Source organism: Exiguobacterium sp. OS-77 (assembly GCF_000414195.2).
Lineage (GTDB): Bacteria > Bacillota > Bacilli > Exiguobacteriales > Exiguobacteriaceae > Exiguobacterium_A > Exiguobacterium_A indicum.
Genome location: NZ_DF239008.1, coordinates 1,182,813 through 1,199,764, shown reverse-complemented (window position 1 = coordinate 1,199,764; position 16,952 = coordinate 1,182,813). Strand labels below are relative to the sequence as shown.

20 protein-coding genes are annotated in these 16,952 nt (G+C 48.8%); 1 reads left to right on the top strand and 19 read right to left on the bottom strand.

Annotated elements, in window-relative coordinates; translation table 11 throughout:
• Nucleotides 1-68 precede the first annotated feature (68 nt).
• From EXG77_RS05835 to smc, 13 genes are all read right to left on the bottom strand, one after another.
• Nucleotides 69-329, bottom strand: a complete 261-nt coding sequence (locus EXG77_RS05835) for an EscU/YscU/HrcU family type III secretion system export apparatus switch protein (RefSeq protein WP_023468733.1) — start codon at nt 327-329, stop codon at nt 69-71.
• A complete protein-coding gene (locus tag EXG77_RS05830; RefSeq protein WP_035396766.1) occupies nt 326-1,192 on the bottom strand; it encodes a flagellar hook-length control protein FliK in 867 nt (288 codons plus the stop codon). The genes EXG77_RS05835 and EXG77_RS05830 overlap by 4 nt, the downstream gene beginning before the upstream one ends.
• 12 nt (nt 1,193-1,204) lie before the next feature.
• Nucleotides 1,205-1,957, bottom strand: a complete 753-nt coding sequence (locus EXG77_RS05825; protein WP_023468735.1) for a ribonuclease HII — start codon at nt 1,955-1,957, stop codon at nt 1,205-1,207.
• A gap of 51 nt (nt 1,958-2,008) precedes the next feature.
• Nucleotides 2,009-2,872 carry a ribosome biogenesis GTPase YlqF gene (gene ylqF, locus EXG77_RS05820; protein WP_035396901.1) on the bottom strand — a complete coding sequence of 288 codons (864 nt, stop codon included), beginning with the start codon at nt 2,870-2,872 and terminating at the stop codon, nt 2,009-2,011.
• A gap of 147 nt (nt 2,873-3,019) precedes the next feature.
• Nucleotides 3,020-3,559 (bottom strand): signal peptidase I, encoded by a 540-nt coding sequence (gene lepB / locus EXG77_RS05815; protein ID WP_023468737.1) that lies wholly within the window; start codon nt 3,557-3,559, stop codon nt 3,020-3,022.
• A gap of 104 nt (nt 3,560-3,663) precedes the next feature.
• Nucleotides 3,664-4,017: a 50S ribosomal protein L19 gene (gene rplS / locus EXG77_RS05810; protein ID WP_023468738.1), complete on the bottom strand. Its 354-nt coding sequence runs from the start codon at nt 4,015-4,017 to the stop codon at nt 3,664-3,666.
• A gap of 112 nt (nt 4,018-4,129) precedes the next feature.
• A complete protein-coding gene (trmD, locus tag EXG77_RS05805; RefSeq protein ID WP_023468739.1) occupies nt 4,130-4,858 on the bottom strand; it encodes a tRNA (guanosine(37)-N1)-methyltransferase TrmD in 729 nt (242 codons plus the stop codon).
• A complete protein-coding gene (rimM, locus tag EXG77_RS05800) occupies nt 4,855-5,364 on the bottom strand; it encodes a ribosome maturation factor RimM (RefSeq protein WP_023468740.1) in 510 nt (169 codons plus the stop codon). Before rimM ends, trmD begins: the two co-directional genes overlap by 4 nt.
• Before the next feature lie 62 nt (nt 5,365-5,426).
• A complete protein-coding gene (rpsP, locus tag EXG77_RS05795) occupies nt 5,427-5,702 on the bottom strand; it encodes a 30S ribosomal protein S16 (RefSeq protein WP_023468741.1) in 276 nt (91 codons plus the stop codon).
• A gap of 93 nt (nt 5,703-5,795) precedes the next feature.
• A complete protein-coding gene (gene ffh, locus EXG77_RS05790) occupies nt 5,796-7,145 on the bottom strand; it encodes a signal recognition particle protein (protein WP_023468742.1) in 1,350 nt (449 codons plus the stop codon).
• 12 nt (nt 7,146-7,157) lie between these two features.
• The gene (locus EXG77_RS05785; RefSeq protein WP_023468743.1) at nt 7,158-7,478 is read right to left on the bottom strand and encodes a putative DNA-binding protein; all 321 of its coding nucleotides are present in this window, start codon (nt 7,476-7,478) and stop codon (nt 7,158-7,160) included.
• A 99-nt stretch (nt 7,479-7,577) separates the two neighbouring features.
• A complete protein-coding gene (gene ftsY / locus EXG77_RS05780; RefSeq protein WP_023468744.1) occupies nt 7,578-8,582 on the bottom strand; it encodes a signal recognition particle-docking protein FtsY in 1,005 nt (334 codons plus the stop codon).
• A complete protein-coding gene (smc, locus tag EXG77_RS05775) occupies nt 8,579-12,142 on the bottom strand; it encodes a chromosome segregation protein SMC (RefSeq protein WP_035396764.1) in 3,564 nt (1,187 codons plus the stop codon). Before smc ends, ftsY begins: the two co-directional genes overlap by 4 nt.
• Nucleotides 12,143-12,268: 126 nt before the next feature.
• On the opposite strand from smc, the gene EXG77_RS05770 reads away from it, so the two are divergent.
• On the top strand, nt 12,269-12,469 hold the full coding sequence (locus tag EXG77_RS05770; protein ID WP_023468746.1) for a DUF1128 family protein: 201 nt from the start codon (nt 12,269-12,271) through the stop codon (nt 12,467-12,469).
• A gap of 70 nt (nt 12,470-12,539) precedes the next feature.
• Here EXG77_RS05770 and rnc read toward each other — a convergent pair whose 3' ends face one another.
• From rnc to fapR, 6 genes are all read right to left on the bottom strand, one after another.
• On the bottom strand, nt 12,540-13,310 hold the full coding sequence (gene rnc, locus EXG77_RS05765) for a ribonuclease III (protein WP_023468747.1): 771 nt from the start codon (nt 13,308-13,310) through the stop codon (nt 12,540-12,542).
• A gap of 56 nt (nt 13,311-13,366) precedes the next feature.
• A complete protein-coding gene (gene acpP, locus EXG77_RS05760; protein WP_029342095.1) occupies nt 13,367-13,606 on the bottom strand; it encodes an acyl carrier protein in 240 nt (79 codons plus the stop codon).
• 70 nt (nt 13,607-13,676) lie between these two features.
• Nucleotides 13,677-14,408 carry a 3-oxoacyl-[acyl-carrier-protein] reductase gene (fabG, locus tag EXG77_RS05755; RefSeq protein ID WP_035396763.1) on the bottom strand — a complete coding sequence of 244 codons (732 nt, stop codon included), beginning with the start codon at nt 14,406-14,408 and terminating at the stop codon, nt 13,677-13,679.
• Nucleotides 14,405-15,325: an ACP S-malonyltransferase gene (gene fabD, locus EXG77_RS05750; protein WP_035396761.1), complete on the bottom strand. Its 921-nt coding sequence runs from the start codon at nt 15,323-15,325 to the stop codon at nt 14,405-14,407. The genes fabG and fabD overlap by 4 nt, the downstream gene beginning before the upstream one ends.
• A gap of 16 nt (nt 15,326-15,341) precedes the next feature.
• Entirely contained in the window at nt 15,342-16,337 is a 996-nt protein-coding gene (plsX, locus tag EXG77_RS05745; protein WP_035396760.1) for a phosphate acyltransferase PlsX, read from the bottom strand.
• Entirely contained in the window at nt 16,334-16,903 is a 570-nt protein-coding gene (gene fapR / locus EXG77_RS05740; protein ID WP_023468752.1) for a transcription factor FapR, read from the bottom strand. The genes plsX and fapR overlap by 4 nt, the downstream gene beginning before the upstream one ends.
• Between the last annotated feature and the right edge of the window lie 49 nt (nt 16,904-16,952).

Sequence of the window (16,952 nt, the reverse complement as noted above, 5' to 3'; positions counted from 1 at the left end):
CCTTTAGTTTCGGCTCTTTCATTGTAGTTAAAATTGGAAGCGCTGTCTATCGTTATCGACCGAAAGCTTTATTTTTTCAGAATTTCATCTTGATCGAGACGATATAAAAAGGCAAATAACTCGGCAATGACACCGTATAATTCTTCCGGAATCTGTTCTGATACTTGAACAGCATCTAGTAACGTCATCAACGTTTCGTCCTGCCGGATCGGAATATCATGTTTTAATGCCTCTTCTAAAATCCGTTCTGCGATGTGTTCCGATCCCTTAGCAACGACTTTTGGGGCATGCATCTGTTCTTCGTATGATAGAGCTATTGCTTTTTTCATATATGAAGATCCACCCTTCCGTTACGCGTTGAGATATCATGCGGTACGCGCTCTTTCGTCTGTTCGACCCAATCGAATCGCGTCAATGCATAGCCTTGTTCCTCAAGACGAGTCTGAATTTGCGGTGTGTAGGCTTGCATGAACGTATTGACGTGCGCATTCGGATGAAAGACGGAAATCGAAACATTCCGGTCTGCAATCAAGACATCAACAGCGACCTCACCGAGCGTCGGTAATTGAAGATATAAGACGACACGGGCATGATTTGGATCAAACGTCCGTTCGAACGGTGCTTCCATCATGAGATCCACATCTTCGAACGGTCCAAATTGAGGTAATTGAAATAAATAGACTCCTTTCCCCGCTTCGTTCGTTGCTTGAACGAGTTGTTGCGCTAAAATCTGATCACTCGTCTTTCGATCAAGCGTTCGACCTGTCTCATCACCCTTTGCCAGTTGAACGAGTTCGGTAAGGGCGTGTTTTAACTGCTTCGCTTCTCCTTCCGTCACCGGTTGACCAATTTGCCTTAGGAGTTCCCGTGTTTCCGCAGTCGGTACCGTCTGGCGTTGTAAAAAGGAGTCGAGTAACTGGGGGAGAGCCGACTTTTGCGGAACAGACTCGGTCGAGATGATTTTTAAAACCGGTTGTCCCTCTACTGAAACGACTTGAAAGCGATACATGTTCCCTTCTTTTAGTTCAGCTGTCGTCCCTGCCGTCAAGACGCGTTGACCGACTTGGAGTTCCATTAATCCGTCCGGCAACAGCTTTAAAACTTTACCGACGATGTTTGCGCCTTCCCGTAACGGTAGGTTCGCATGATCGATGATTTTAAATGGAAGTAAGGCGCGATGTTCGATTTGCATGCTCGATTCCTCCTAAAGACGTTCTTTGACAGGACGGAATGTTTTCCGGTGAATCGGTGTGACGCCCAGTGTATCGAGCGCTTGTAAATGTAAGGGTGTTCCGTAACCTGCGTGTGTTTCAAATCCATATCCCGGATACTCGATCGCGTATTGTTCCATCATCGCATCTCGTGTCTCTTTCGCAACGACACTTGCAGCAGCAATGGAGACACTCCGCGCATCTCCTTTGATAAGAGAGAGTTGTGGTGTATCGTCGTCGAGTGTCATCGCATCGACAAGTAAGGCATCTGGTTTGAGTTGACGAACTGCGTCTTGCATTGCCCGTTTCGATGCTTGATAGATATTAATTTCGTCGATTTCAGCCGGTTCGATGATGCCGATCGCAATCTCAGCAACTTCTTGCAAATGCTTCAGTGCCGCTTGCCGCTGTACTTTACTCATCTGTTTGGAATCCGTTAGTCCTGGATGATAGAATCCGTCTGGTAAGATGACCGCTGCTGCGACGACTGGACCAGCTAGTGGACCTCGCCCGACTTCGTCCACTCCTGCAATTCGAACGTATCCTTGCTGACGATACTCGTCTTCAAATGCGAGTCGTTTCTTGAAATCGATCCGTTGCTGCTCTTCGAGTGCAAATCGTCGTTCTGTCTGACGAAACAGCGTATGCACCCCTTTTCGCGTATCTGAAGCCAGTTCCTGCTTCAATTGAATAAATTCTTCTAGTGTTGCTTTTTGCAATCGTTCTTTTACTTCTGCTATCTTCATACATCCTGCTCCTTTGAAAAAAACTTGGACATCAAAGGATGTCCAAGTCCGTTATGCATGCGTTTCCCATTCTTCGACTGTTTCAAGCGTCACCCGACCGAGCTTTTCCGTTCGTAGCTCATGCAGGAGCATTTCGCTCGTCCGCTCGAAATCGACATAGCCACCTGAGACGAAACCACGTTTTTTACCGATTGCTTCAAGTACATCAACCGCTTCTCCCGATACTTCGTCGAGTCGATAGCGCTCACGTAACTGCTCCGGATACCGTGTCTTTAGCTCACGAAGGGCAAATAGCGCGATATCGTCGATGTTTAAGATGTCATCCTTGATCGCTCCTGTCGCTGCTAACCGATATCCGACGACTTGATCGTCGAACTTCGGCCAGAGGATACCTGGTGTATCAAGTAATTCCATCTCACCTGTCTTCATCTTGATCCACTGCTGGCGTTTCGTCACACCCGGACGGTCACCCGTGATAGCGATATTTCGGCCAGCAAGTCGATTGATGAGCGTCGATTTCCCGACGTTCGGAATGCCGATGATCAAGGCACGGATCGCACTCGGATTCCGCCCTTTCTCCCGCATCCGTGCGTGTTTTTCTTTCATTAGTCGTAAAGCACCCTCATGGATTTGATTCAATCCTTTATTGTGCTTCGCGTCAACCGCAACGACATCAACACCATCTGCTCGTAATGCCTGCATCCATTGCTCCGTCACTCGTTTATCCGCCATATCCGCCTTGTTGAGGACAATCAGTCGCGGCTTACCTGCCGTGATCTGTTCGACCATCGGGTTACGGCTCGACATCGGAAGACGGGCATCGACGAGTTCGATCACCACATCGATCAACTTTAGTTTTTCTGTGACTTCCCGACGTGCTTTGGCCATGTGACCGGGGAACCATTGAATCGTCATATCCTTCACCTCGTTCATATATTCCTGGACTTCTTGCTGATCATACGATACATGAAAAAACATCCACTCCCTAGTATACGCAACTTCAGACAAGAAAAGAAGATGAGCTGCTTACTTTTAACGGCAAGCGTCTCATCTTCGTTCGTTTTAATCGACAGAGCGTACATCATTGAATGGATAGAAGACGAAGTTCGTCGTTCCGACGATTTGATCTTCATCCACAAAACCGATATCACGACTATCTTTTGAATTTTGACGATTATCTCCCATGACGAATACTTTTCCTTTTGGAACAGTCGTCTCTCCTGTTCGCTCTTCAAGCGTGAAGTCTTCCGTCAATGGCACACCACTCATCTGGGCTTTGTATTCTTTCAAATACGGTTCGGCGACTTTCTTATCGTTGACATACAATGTATCATCTTTGTAATACATCGTATCTCCCGGAACAGCGATGACCCGTTTGATGTAGTCTCGTGTTTCCGTTGCATGGAAGACGACGATATCGCCTCTTTCTGGTTCATTAAAATAGTATGGGATCTTATTGACGATCATTCGATCCGCATTGTGTAAGGTTGGCATCATCGATTCCCCATCAACGATGACGGGTACGAACAGAAACGTTCGAATGATGAACGCGATGACGAGCGCTACGACGAGCGCCTTTACCCAACTGAATAACTCCTTCACGAATTCCACTCCCTTGATAAACGCAATTTCTTCCTAAGGACTAGTATACGCATAAACAGCAAAAAAAAGAAGCTTGTCCGGAGACAAGCCACTTTTTCACATGATTAACGACGAATTTCTTTAATACGCGCCGCTTTACCACGAAGGTTACGGAGGTAGTAAAGTTTCGCACGACGGACTTTACCGTAGCGAACGACTTCGATTTGTGCAACACGTGGTGAGTGGAGCGGGAAAGCACGCTCAACGCCAACTCCGTAAGAAATTTTACGGACTGTGAATGTTTCACTGATGCCGCCACCGTGACGTTTGATGACTACGCCTTCGAAGAGCTGAATACGCTCACGCGTACCCTCGACGACTTTAACGTGTACACGGACTGTATCCCCAGGACGGAACGCAGGGACGTCTGACTTGATTTGTTCTTGTGTAAGTTCACGGAACAATTGTTGTGTGTTCATGAATGATTTCTCCTTTTTTCACCAATGTTCTTATCTTCATTTGCTTCAAGCATCCGACAGCGGAACATCGTTAATGGGTGGCTTTTGCCACATGTTTTAACTTATCATAGATTCAGTCGTTTGACAATCCTGAAATCGAGTCTAAATAACGCTGATCTTCATCCGTTAACGATGCATCCACGAGAAGATCAGGGCGCCGCTCATATGTCCGCTTCAGCGACTGTTCCCGTCGCCACTTTTCAATCCGGGCATGGTTGCCTGATAACAAAACATCGGGTACTCGGTACCCTTTATATTCTGCCGGACGTGTATAGTGCGGGTATTCGAGAAGTCCTGTTGAGAAGGAATCATCTTCGTGACTCGCAGACGCACCGAGGACGTCCGGTAAGAGGCGGACGACGGCGTCAATCATCGTCATCGCAGCGAGTTCTCCTCCCGTCAAGACGAAATCTCCGAGCGAGACCTCATCCGTCACCAACTGATCATGGATTCGCTGATCAAACCCCTCATAGTGACCACATAAGAAGACCAATTCTTCTTCGTTTGCCCACTCTTCCGCCATTCGTTGCGAAAACCGTTTACCGGTCGGTGTCATGACGATGATTCGTCGTTTTCGTTCCGGTAGACTTGCCATCGCATCGAAGACGGGTTGAGGTGTCAACAGCATGCCCGCTCCTCCACCATACGGATAATCATCGACCTTACCATGTCGATTCGTTGAAAAATCTCGAAAATTGATGGTTTCAAGTATGACGTGTTGATCGTCTTGCGCTCGCTTGACAATCGAATGGTCAAGCGCTGAAAACATTTCTGGAAACAACGTCAATACACGGATGTTCATTCTTCGATCAGTCCCGGAAGCGGCGTGATCTGAATGCGTTTCTGTTCGACGTCGACGGAAGCGACGACTTGTTCGATATACGGAATCAGGACGTCTTTTTTTCCGTCACGTTTGATCGTCCAGACGTCATTTGCGCCCGTTTCGAGAATGTCGGATACGACTCCGATTTTCGTCTCACCGTCATAAACCGTACAACCGATGATCTCATGATAGTAAAATTCATGCTCGTCTAAGTCCTGTAAGTCTTCTGCGTGGACATAGAGCTTCAATCCTTTGTACTTCTCGACGTCATTGATATGATGCATGCCTTTGAACGTCACCATGATGAATTGTTTATGCTTCCGGTAGCCACTGATCGTTACCGGTGTATACGTGCCTTCAGAGCCGAGAAAGACTTCTTTTCCGACCTTAAAGCGTTCTTCCGGGAAATCCGTGCTTGCAAGTAACTTCAATTCCCCTTTTAGACCGTGCGTGTTGGCGATTTTCGCAATTTCCAACCATTCCATTCGTTTCACTTCCTTTCTTGAATTAAAAAAAGGAGGTAAGCTTTCGCTCACCTCCTAACGTCTTACTTCGCGAGTTTCGCGTTGTGGAATTTCTCCATGATACCAGCTTGTGAGAAGAGGTTACGAACTGTGTCCGAAGGTTTAGCACCTTCAGAGAGCCATTTAAGAGCTAGCTCTTCGTTGATTTTAACTTCTGCTTCTGGTTTAGCAACTGGATTGTAGTATCCGATTTGCTCGATGAAACGACCATCACGTGGTGCACGTGAGTCTGCTACTACCACACGGTAGAAAGGTGATTTTTTTGCGCCCATGCGCTTAAGACGAATTTTAACTGCCATTCGTAAGTCCCTCCAAATAATAAATGATTTTTTCGTTTAGTCAAATTGACAACTTCATTAGTATACAACGTTACAGCAAAAGAGAAAAGACTTTTAAAAGAATGGAAGACCAAAGCCTTTCTTTTTCCCTTTGCCCATCTGTCCGGAAAATTGTTTCATCATTTTCCGCATGTCTTCGAACTGTTTAATGAGGCGGTTGACTTCTTGGATACTGCGTCCGCTACCACGGGCAATCCGCTTCCGACGGCTCGCATTCAAGATTTCAGGTTCAGTCCGCTCTCGTTTCGTCATCGATTGGATGATCGCTTCGACATACACGAGTTGCTTCTCATCGATTTGGGCGTTTTTCAACCCCTTCATCTTCCCTTTACCTGCCCCAGGGATCATTCCCAACAGTTCGTCGAGTGGACCCATCTGTTTCACTTGCTGCAACTGCTCGATGAAATCATCGAATGTAAACGATGCATCGCGCATTTTGCTTTCTAACTCTTTGGCACGCGTAGCGTCCATTTGTGACTCTGCTTTTTCAATCAGTGTCAGCATGTCTCCCATGCCTAGAATCCGAGACGCCATCCGCTCGGGATAGAATGGTTCGATGGCATCGAGCTTCTCTCCAAGACCGACGAACTTAATCGGTGCTCCGGTGACTGCCTTGATGGAGAGTGCTGCACCACCTCGCGTATCTCCGTCGAGCTTCGTCAGAACGACTCCCGTTACGCCAAGCTTCTCGTTGAAGCTCTCTGCGACGTTGACGGCATCCTGACCCGTCATCGAATCGACGACAAGGAAGATTTCATGCGGTTTGGCGATCTCCTTAACATCAACGAGTTCCTGCATCAGTTCCTCATCGACGTGTAAGCGACCTGCCGTATCGATCAACACGATATCGTGATGATGCTCTTTTGCATAATCGAGTGCACCGGTAACGATTTCTTGTGGACTAACCTGATCTCCCATCGAGAAGACCGGTAACTCCAATTGTTTTCCGAGTGTCTCTAATTGTTTGATTGCTGCCGGACGATAAATATCCGCCGCAACAAGCAAAGGACTACGATTATGTTTTTTACGTAAATGATTGGCAAGTTTACCCGTTGTCGTTGTTTTACCTGCCCCTTGCAGACCGGTCATCATGATGACGGTCGGAGGACGGTTCGCAAGCGTCAACGGTGACACTTCTGCACCCATCAGATTCGTCAATTCATCGTGGACGATTTTGACGACTTGTTGTCCTGGCGTCAAAGACGTCATGACATCCTGTCCGACGGCGCGTTCCTTTACATCATTTACGAATTGTTTGACGACCTTGAAGTTGACGTCGGCTTCGAGTAGCGCTAAGCGAACTTCGCGCATCATCTCTTTGACGTCTGCTTCAGAAATCTTACCTTTACCTCGCATTTTAGCGAGACTGGCTTGAAGCCGTTCCGATAATCCTTCGAATGCCATTAAGAATGCCTCCTACTCTAATTGCTCCAATGTCTCAATGATCACTAGGGCTTCACCCGGAAGGTCGCATTGCTTCAGCTGATCGAGTAACTGCTTTCGCCGTTCGTGTTTCTTGAACAGCGATAGTCGTTCTTCATACTGCTCGAGCATGGCTTCCGTGCGTTTTATGTTGTCGTAGACTGCTTGTCGGCTGACTTCAAACTCATCGGCGATCTCACCTAAGGAAAAGTCATCTAAGTAATAGAGTGACATGTAATTCCGTTGTTTTGGCGTCAAAAGCTCCTGATAAAAGTCAATCAGATAATTCATCCGGTTCGTTTTATCAAGTGTCATCCGAGCACCTCCGCAATGTTAAGTGAAATTCCTTTACAGATAGTATAGTACAGCCCTCACAGTGTGTTGTCAAGTTTTTTTCTTTACATGAAACGTAGCTTATTCCGCGCTTTCTTCCGTGTCGACGTTTTCTTTTTCTTCAAAGACATCGCCGAACAGTCCATACACGAATTGTTCTGCGTCAAACGGTTGTAAATCATCGATCTTTTCACCGAGACCCACGAACTTAACCGGCAGATTCAGCTCGTTCTTGATTGCAAGAACAATCCCGCCTTTTGCTGTGCCGTCAAGCTTCGTCAAGACGATTCCGCTGACGTTCGTCGCTTGTTTGAAGGCTTTTGCCTGCACCATCGCGTTTTGTCCTGTTGTTGCGTCAAGTGCCAACAATACTTCATGGGGTGCACCAGGAATTTCACGTTCGATGACGCGTTTGACCTTTTCGAGCTCGTTCATCAAATTGACCTTGTTTTGTAGGCGTCCTGCCGTATCACAAATCAGGACGTCGACCTTACGTGCTTTCGCTGCTTGGACGGCGTCATAGACGACAGCAGCCGGATCGGAGCCTTCGCCTTGACGAATGACCGGTACACCGGAGCGTTCGCCCCAGACTTGCAGTTGATCGATCGCACCAGCCCGGAACGTATCTCCCGCTGCTAACATGACGCTCTTACCTTCTTGTTTTAATCGGTTCGCAAGTTTCCCGATCGTTGTCGTCTTACCGACCCCGTTGACACCAACGAAGAGGATGACATTCAGCTCATGATCAAGATCAAGGGCTGTCTCTTCTTCTTCGACTAACATGTTCGCGACGACTTCAACAAGGACGTCCCGGACTTGTTTTGGATCCTTGACGTTACGTCGTTTGACTTCTGTCTTTAGTTCCTCGACCAAATCCATCGTCGTCGTCACACCGACGTCGGCTTGGATCAACACTTCTTCTAACTCTTCGAAAAAGTCTTCATCGACTTCACGGAAGCGGTAGACGAGATCATTGACGGCACTCGCTAATCCGTCGCGTGTCTTCGTCAAGCCTTCCGTGAATTTAGTCGTGACTTCTTGTGTCGAAGTCGTCAAGCGGTCTTTCAGTTTTTTAAAGAAACTCATCGTTTAATCTCCTTTGGTTCTTCACTTAATGTACGTCGTGCCTCTTCTAGTTTAACGGATAACACTTCAGATATCCCGTTTTGCTGCATCGTGACGCCGTAAAGGACATCTGCCGCCTCCATCGTTCCTTTCCGATGGGTGATGATGACGAACTGTGTCTCGCGTGCTAGCTGATGGACGAACTCGCCGAATCGCGCGACGTTCGCTTCGTCAAGCGCCGCCTCGACCTCATCGAGGACACAGAACGGGACAGGACGTGTCTTTAGAATCGCAAATAATAAGGCGATGGCTGTCAAGGCACGCTCTCCACCGGACAAGAGCGACAAATTCTGCAGCTTCTTACCAGGCGGTTTCGCAACGATATCAATTCCACTCGTCAACAGATCACTCGGGTCAACGAGGACTAGATCGGCTTCACCGCCCCCGAATAACTCGCGGAATGTTTCCCGGAAGTGTTCTCGGACAGCATCATACGTTTGACGGAACAATCGAATGACTTCTCGGTCCATCTCTTCGATGACGCCATAGAGATCGGTTTTAGCAGCGACGAGATCATCCCGTTGCGCAGATAGGAACGTAAACCGTTCATCGACCTCTGCGAATTCCTCAATCGCACCGATGTTGACGATGCCGATTTCTTCGAGTTGACGTTTGAGCAGATGAATTTCCTCTTTTGCCTCTTCATACGATAGATCAAGTGGTGCAATCAGTTCGAGCAGTAATCCCATCTCTTCCAGCATTTCTTGTCTTGTCTCAAGACGCGTGCTCGTTTTCCCTTGCGAGAGTCGTAGTTGCTCGAGTGCCTGTTTCGTCGTTTGTTGATCGTCCTTCGTCTTCGCTTCGCGGATCCGGATCAAGCGCAGGGATTCTGCTTGTACTTGAATCCGTTGCCCGATCGCGACGAGTTCGGTCTCGACCCGTTGTTGTTCCTGTTCCTGTTCGCGCTGTTCCGCGTGCAAGGCATCGATCTTCGCTTCGTCGAATCCTTCAAGGACATGACGCAAGTCACGGCGTTTATGACCACGTTCAAGCTTCGCGTGACTGACCTGTTCCGTCAGGCGTTCGATCTCTTGCGAAAGCTGCGCTTGTTTCATTTGAATCGTCCGCTCTTCTAGAACTGCTTCTGCTTGTTCCTTCTTCAGTTCGTCCATCGTGACGGCACCACGGGCTTGCGCATCCTTAAGACGATCTAAGGCTTGTCTGAGCTCTGTTTGACGCTCCGTCCATTTTGCGATCTCGACTTCCGACGTCTCGATGATCTGACGTGCTTCCTGTTCTTGTTCGAGTACACGTGCCATCTGTCGATCTTCAACCGACAATTCAGACGTCATGACAGCGAGATGACGGTTCGCATCTGCTAACGTATCGCGCGATTGTTCGAGTTGCCCTTGTAATGCTTGAATCGTTTCTGTCCGTGTCCGAGCCGTAGCATCAAGAGTCTGGATCGCCGCTCTCAGATCTTCCAAGCGGCGCATCTGCTCCCGAATGACCGCTTGTCCGCGCGTCAGTCCCTCTTTTAACTCGTCAAGTTCGCGCGATTGACTGAACAGTGGTGTACCTTTTTTCCGACTTCCGCCGGTCATCGTACCGCCGACGTTGACGACATCTCCTTCGAGCGTGACGAGACGATAGCGATGTCCTGTCGAACGGGCGATTTGGTTCGCCTGTTCAAGTGACTCGACGACGAGTGTCGTACCGAGCAAGTTCATCTTTAATTTCGTCAACGTCTCGTCTGTCGTCACGAGATCACTTGCGATCCCGACGAACCCAGACATTCCACCGACTTGTTCTCGTACTGAACGATTGACTTCGCGTGCTTGGAGTGAGGCGAGCGGCATGAACGTCGCTCGACCGGCATTTAACCGCCGAAGCTCCTGGATCAGACGACGTCCTGTCGCATCGGTATCAACGACGATGTTTTGCATCGCACCACCAAGCGCTGTCTCGATTGCCGCTTCAAAGCGCGCCGGAACCGAAATCAACTCCGCGACCGCTCCGTGGATACCTGGGTGCTGATCTCGTTGTTTTAAAATCGTCTTCACAGCACCGAAATAACCGCTATAGTCGGCTTTGACGGATTCAAGGAATTCAATTCGGTCTTCCGTCTTATGCCGACGTCGCTCTAAATCCGCAACGGACTGTTCGACTTGGCGTAACGCATGTTGTTGTTCATTTCGTGCTGCAAGTGCCGTCGTCTCTTCTTCCGTTGCTTGGTCCAACTTCGTCCGGATCGAAGCGACATCCGCCTCTAGTCGAGCGACGTCTTCCTCGAGTTGACGACGCGTCGATTGTTTCGTACCGCTGTCCGCCGTAAATGAACGTTGTTGTTCTTCTGCCTGCATGAGATCTTGCTTCGCCCGATTATAGGCATTATTCGTCGCAGCTAATCGACTCGCCACTTCAAAGGCTTCCGAACGTAATACTTCGGCTTCCTTATCAAAATCACGATCGGTTTGTGTCAGCGCTTGATCGGCTCGTTCTCGCTCAGCCGTGATCCGTTTTGCTTCCTGATCGACTTCTGCTTGGCGTTCCTGTAAAGCGGTCAGTTCAAGTTCCAGTTCCTTGACGCGTTCTTCGACGACGGCAACCTCTTGTTCGAGTCGCTCTTTCGTCTCGGTCCCGTGTTTTTCACGCTCTTTCGCTAGGTTAAGGGCACCTTGGATCTCAACCAATCGCGTCGAGACATGTCGAAGTTGCTCCTGCAACGCGTTTTCTTGTTGTCGTTCTTCTTCAAGCGCCGATTCTTGATTCTCTCGGGACACGACGGTCTCTTCGTAAGTCGTCTTTTGAGACGCAAGGCGTTCTTCACATTGTGCGATGTCACGCGCCAATGTTTCGAGCTCCGTCTGATACGTCGTGATTTCATGCGCTAAGATACCACGCTCGAGGACATCATGCCGTTCTCGAGCGACGAGATACTCTTTCGCGAGCGCCGCTTGTTCACGTAACGGCTCGATTCGTCCGCCGAGTTCATATAAAATATCATCGACACGTGATAGATTCGCTTCCGTATCACTTAATTTCCGCTCGGCTTGCTTCTTGCGATGACGATACTTTAAGACGCCTGCTGCTTCCTCGATGACAGCACGACGTTCTTCCGGTTTACCGGAGATGACTTGTTCAACACGACCTTGTCCGATGATTGCAAAAGCATCTCGCGACAAGCCTGTGTCCATGAACAGATCAAGAACATCCTTCAGGCGACATGGTTTTTTATTTAAAAAATAATCGCTGTCTCCGTTGCGGCTGACACGCCGCGTGACGCTGATTTCCTGATACGGCAACGCAACCGTTCCCGACTCGTTGTCTAAGACGAGCGTCACCTCGGCAAATTGTTTCCGGTGTTCAGACAGACTGCCGGCAAAAATGACGTCTTCCATCTTCGCCCCACGAAGTGACTTCGCAGATTGTTCTCCGAGTACCCAACGGACAGCATCCGATATATTTGATTTCCCACTTCCGTTCGGTCCGACGACTGCCGTGACACCCGGAAGGAATTCTAGTTCAGTTCGACTGGCAAATGATTTGAAGCCATTGATTTCAATTCGTTTTAAGTACATCTTGATCACCCGTATGTTTAAATTTCTTTTGAATTTCTTTCAGTTTACCATAGCCGAAACGCTAGCAACATGATAGGTTTTAAGGTAGTATCACGCGAAACAAGAAGAAGAGGAGCGAATAACACGATGACGATTGAACAAATGATTGAAGCGATCTTAGATAAATTGAACATCATCAACAAAGGGGTCATTAAAGCAGAACAATTCGACGGTTCAAAAAATGAGGACTTAAAAGAGATTTATGAGTTCGTCATGATGCGCGACTCGTTATCACTGGCAGAGGTCGACGCGATCGTCGACGAACTGAAATCCCTTAAGACTGTCTAATCAAGCGAACTTCACACGATAAAGGCCGATCATCTCTCACGCATTCGAGAGATGGTCGGCCTTTTGTTGCTTAAAACTGTTTCTTTAATTCAAGTAAGGCTTGTTTTGCTGCCTGTTGCTCTGCCTCTTTTTTCGATCGGCCTGTCCCGATCCCTTCCAGCTCATCCGCGACTTGGACACGCGAGATGAATTCCCGACTATGCGCCGGACCGCGCTCCTCGATGATTTCATACTCGATGACACCTAAGCCGACACGTTGAATCGCTTCCTGCAATTGACTCTTGAAATCTGTCTGTTCTTCAAAAAAGCCTGTCGCCACTTTCGGAAAAACCGCTTCGGCGAGGAATCGTTCGGCTGCTTCGATGCCTTGGTCAAGATACAAGGCGCCAATGAAGGATTCGAAGACATCCGCAAGTAAGGCTGGACGATTCCGACCACCGGTCAGTTCTTCCCCCTTACCTAACAGAATCATATCGGAAAACTGATAGTGATTCGCAAATTGGACGAGTGACGGTTCACAGACGATTGCCGCTCGCAATTTCGTTAATTCCCCCTCGGAACGTTCCGGGTAGTGTTCGAATAGATAGCGTGACACCGTCAACTCTAAGACAGCGTCCCCTAAAAATTCTAGGCGTTCGTTATCCCCTTCAGACTCGCGTTGTTCATTGACGAACGAAGAGTGCGTGAAGGCTTGTTTTAATAGCTCGACATTAGAAAACGTAATATTCAGGCGCTCTTGTAACGCTTCGAATTTCTGCTCGATTTGAGCGAGCGTCCGAGCATCCTTGCGTCGTTTTACATAGGGTCCTTTTCGGACACGACGTCCTTTTTGATTCGTCATAGTTCCTCCTAAACAGCTAAAGCCCACCGCAAATTGCGGTGGGTCAGCTTCAATGATCAGACTTGTGTTTCGATGTAGTTGACGACATCGCCGACAGTCTTCAAGTTTTCTGCTTGCTCATCTTCGATCGTGATTTCGAACTTGTCTTCTAAGTCCATGACGAGTTCCATGACTTCGAGAGAGTCAGCACCGAGGTCGTCTTTGAACGATTTATCAAGTGTGATTTCACTTTGTTCTTTTCCTAATTTTTCTGCGATTGCTTCTTGTACGTCTACTAAGATTTGTTCTTTTGTCATTTTAAAATCCCTCCATGAGTTGAGTATATAAGATGATTGCCGATTTGGCAAAGTACTACCGTTAGTTGTGTTACATCGTCATGCCGCCATCGACGGCAAGAGTTTGTCCTGTGATGTATCGCGCTTCATCTGAAGCGATGAAACTGACGAGTGAAGCGATATCGTCCGTTTGACCGAAGCGTTTCAACGGAATTTGCCCGAGTGACAGGTTCCGCTGTTCTTCCGTCAATTCATCCGTCATGTCCGTCTCGATGAAGCCTGGACAGATGGCATTGACTGTGACACCTTTACTCGCGAGTTCACGTGCGACGGATTTCGTCAGCCCGATCAGACCCGCTTTCGCTGCGACATAGTTCGCTTGCCCTGGATTTCCGGAAATACCGACGACTGATGCGATGTTGATGATACGACCGCTTGTTTTTAACAATGGACGTGTCGCAGCTTGCGTGACGAGAAACGCACCTTTCAGATTCGTATCGATGACAGCATCGAAATCCGCTTCCTTCATGCGCATCAGCAAACCATCACGCGTGATGCCGGCATTATTGACGACACAATCCAGTTGACCGAACGTGTCGATCGTCTGTTTGATCATCTGTTTGACAGCATCTGCTTCAGCGACATTCGCTTGAATCGCGAGTGCCTCTCCGCCTGCTTCCTTGATTTCACGGACGACTGCTTCCGCCTTGTCCGTGCTTCCTGCATAGTTGACGACGACACGGAAACCATCTGTTGCCAATCGCTTCGCGATGGCAGCTCCGATGCCGCGTGACGCGCCAGTGACGAGTGCTACTTTACTCAACGAATTCCCTCCGCTTCCAATTGCTCAAGTGTCGTGATGCTGATGATCTTCGCATCTTTTTTGATTCGTTTCACGAGACCGCTCAACGGAGATGATGGACCAAACTCGATGAATGTATCCGCACCTTCTTCGATCAGACGCTCAACGCATGATTCGAATCGAACCGGTGAGTAGAGCTGCTGAACGAGCAAACGAATCAATTCGTCTGGTTGATCATGGAACGCACTGTCGACGTTCGAGATGAATTTCGTCTTCGCCGCTTCAAACGGTGACGAGACGAGAATGTCTTCGAATCGTGGTGCGAATGGTGTCATGAGTGACGAATGGAACGCACCTGATACATCAAGCGGTAAGACACGTTTTGCTCCGAGCTCTTTTAACTTCGCTGTAGCGGATTCGACCGCTGCGATTTGTCCGGAGATGACGAATTGCCCAGGACAGTTGTAGTTGGCGATTTGAACGATTTCTCCCGTCGCCGCAATCGATTCGACCGCGTGATGGGCTGCCTCGACATCATTCATGCCGATGACCGCCGCCATCGTTCCACCCGTGACTTGATTCATGAGTTTTCCGCGTTCGCGGACGAGATAGACGGCTTCAGACGGTGTGATGACAGAAGCTGCGACGAGCGCGCTATATTCTCCAACACTGTGTCCGAGTACGAAATCAGGTGTATGTCCTTGTGCTGCGTACTGCTGTGCGAGTAATGCACTGTGTGCGACGATGGCTGGTTGAGCGATATCTGTTGCTTTCAATTCATCCTTCGTCCCTGTCGTCATCAGCGTCGTCAGATCCAGACCAATTCGCGTTCCGAGGTCAGCGAGTGCTTGGCGTGTCTCGTCTTGCGTGATGAGCGTCTGTCCCATTCCAGGCGTTTGTGACCCTTGTCCCGGAAACATCCAAACTGTTTTCCCCATCTCGTCTCACTCCTTCTTAACGTGCTTTTGTTGCCTTCGCTTGAACGATTTTGGCAACGACTTCTTGTTCGACCATCTTTTCCGCTTGAACGAGCGCTCGGCTGAATGCGTAAGCATTACTTGAACCATGCGCCTTGATGACCGGAGCCGCAATCCCGAATAGTCCAGCACCGCCATATTCTTCATAGGCGAGCAACTGCTTCATTTTTTTCAACTTCGGTTTCAGTACGAGAGCGGCGAGCTTTGATGTCCACGAGCTCATGAATTGTTCCTTCATGACACCCATGATCATACTGGCTGCCCCTTCAGTACTTTTAAGTAACGTATTGCCGGCAAAACCTTCCGTGACGATGACATCGACGTCACCGCTCATCACTTCTCTCGCCTCGACGTTCCCAACGAAATGAATCGGTGCTGTCTCAAGTAGCGGATACGTTTCCTTCGTCAGTGCATTCCCTTTACCGGCTTCTGATCCGATATTCAAGAGTCCGACTTTTGGACGTGTGATGCCGCGAACTTGTTCTGCGTAGACAGACCCCATGATGGCATAATCGAGCAGATGCTCTGCCTTCGCATCCGGGTTGGCGCCAACATCTAAGATGACGACACCTTTCCCATTACGTGTCGGGAAAGTCGGGGCCAGTGCAGGACGGTCAACTCCTTCGATTCGACCGATGACGAACAATCCGGCAGTCATGAGCGCTCCCGTGTTGCCTGCTGAAATCAAGGCATCTGCCTCTCCTGATTTCACCAGGTTTGCAGCCACAACGAGTGAGCTATCTTTCTTGCGGCGAATCGCACGTACCGGTTCGTCTTCTCCGGTGATGACGGATGCCGCGTGGACGATCGTCACGCGCGGATCCTCGATTGTGTATGAGCGTAATTTCAACTCATCTCCGACTAGTCGGATATCGATGTCTTCGTTTGGACGTTCTGCCAAATAGGCAACGACCCCTTCTACGATGGCACGGGGTGCGTGATCGCCCCCCATAGCGTCAACTGCTAAAATCATTTCGATTCCTCCTTACTACTTCGATACACTGTGAACTCACCGATAAAGACACATTCTTCACCGACATAACTCTCCACCGTGATGTCAGAACGCCCATCTTGACGATGGGAACTGACGAACGCCTTCGCAACGACGCGTTCTCCGACATGAACGGAGCGTGTGAACTGAACGTTCGCACGTGTCGTCAACGCGAGTTCATCGTCGATGAGCGCAATCGCAAGCGAGTTTGCCTGCGCGAACAAAATATGTCCGCGGGCGATTGCATTCCGACTAAACGCATGTTCCGGCAAAATCTCAAGGATCGAGATCGCAGATGTATCGAGTTTCAGGTCAATCATATCACCAATGACTTCATTTTCAGTCAACGTACGCACATCATCCAGCCGTTCGGTCGCGACGTGTTTAATTCGCTCCCGTAATTCCGGAATCTTTAATTCCATCCGGTCGAGACGAATCGTCTGAATACTGACACGGAATCGTGTCGCCAGCGCTTCATCCGTGATGAACGGATTTTGCTCGATCGTCTGTAATAATTCTTGTTGTCTCTCTTTTTTAGGTACCCGCATGTATGTTCCTCCCACAAGAAGGATGACCACTATTATTACCTGGTACTAA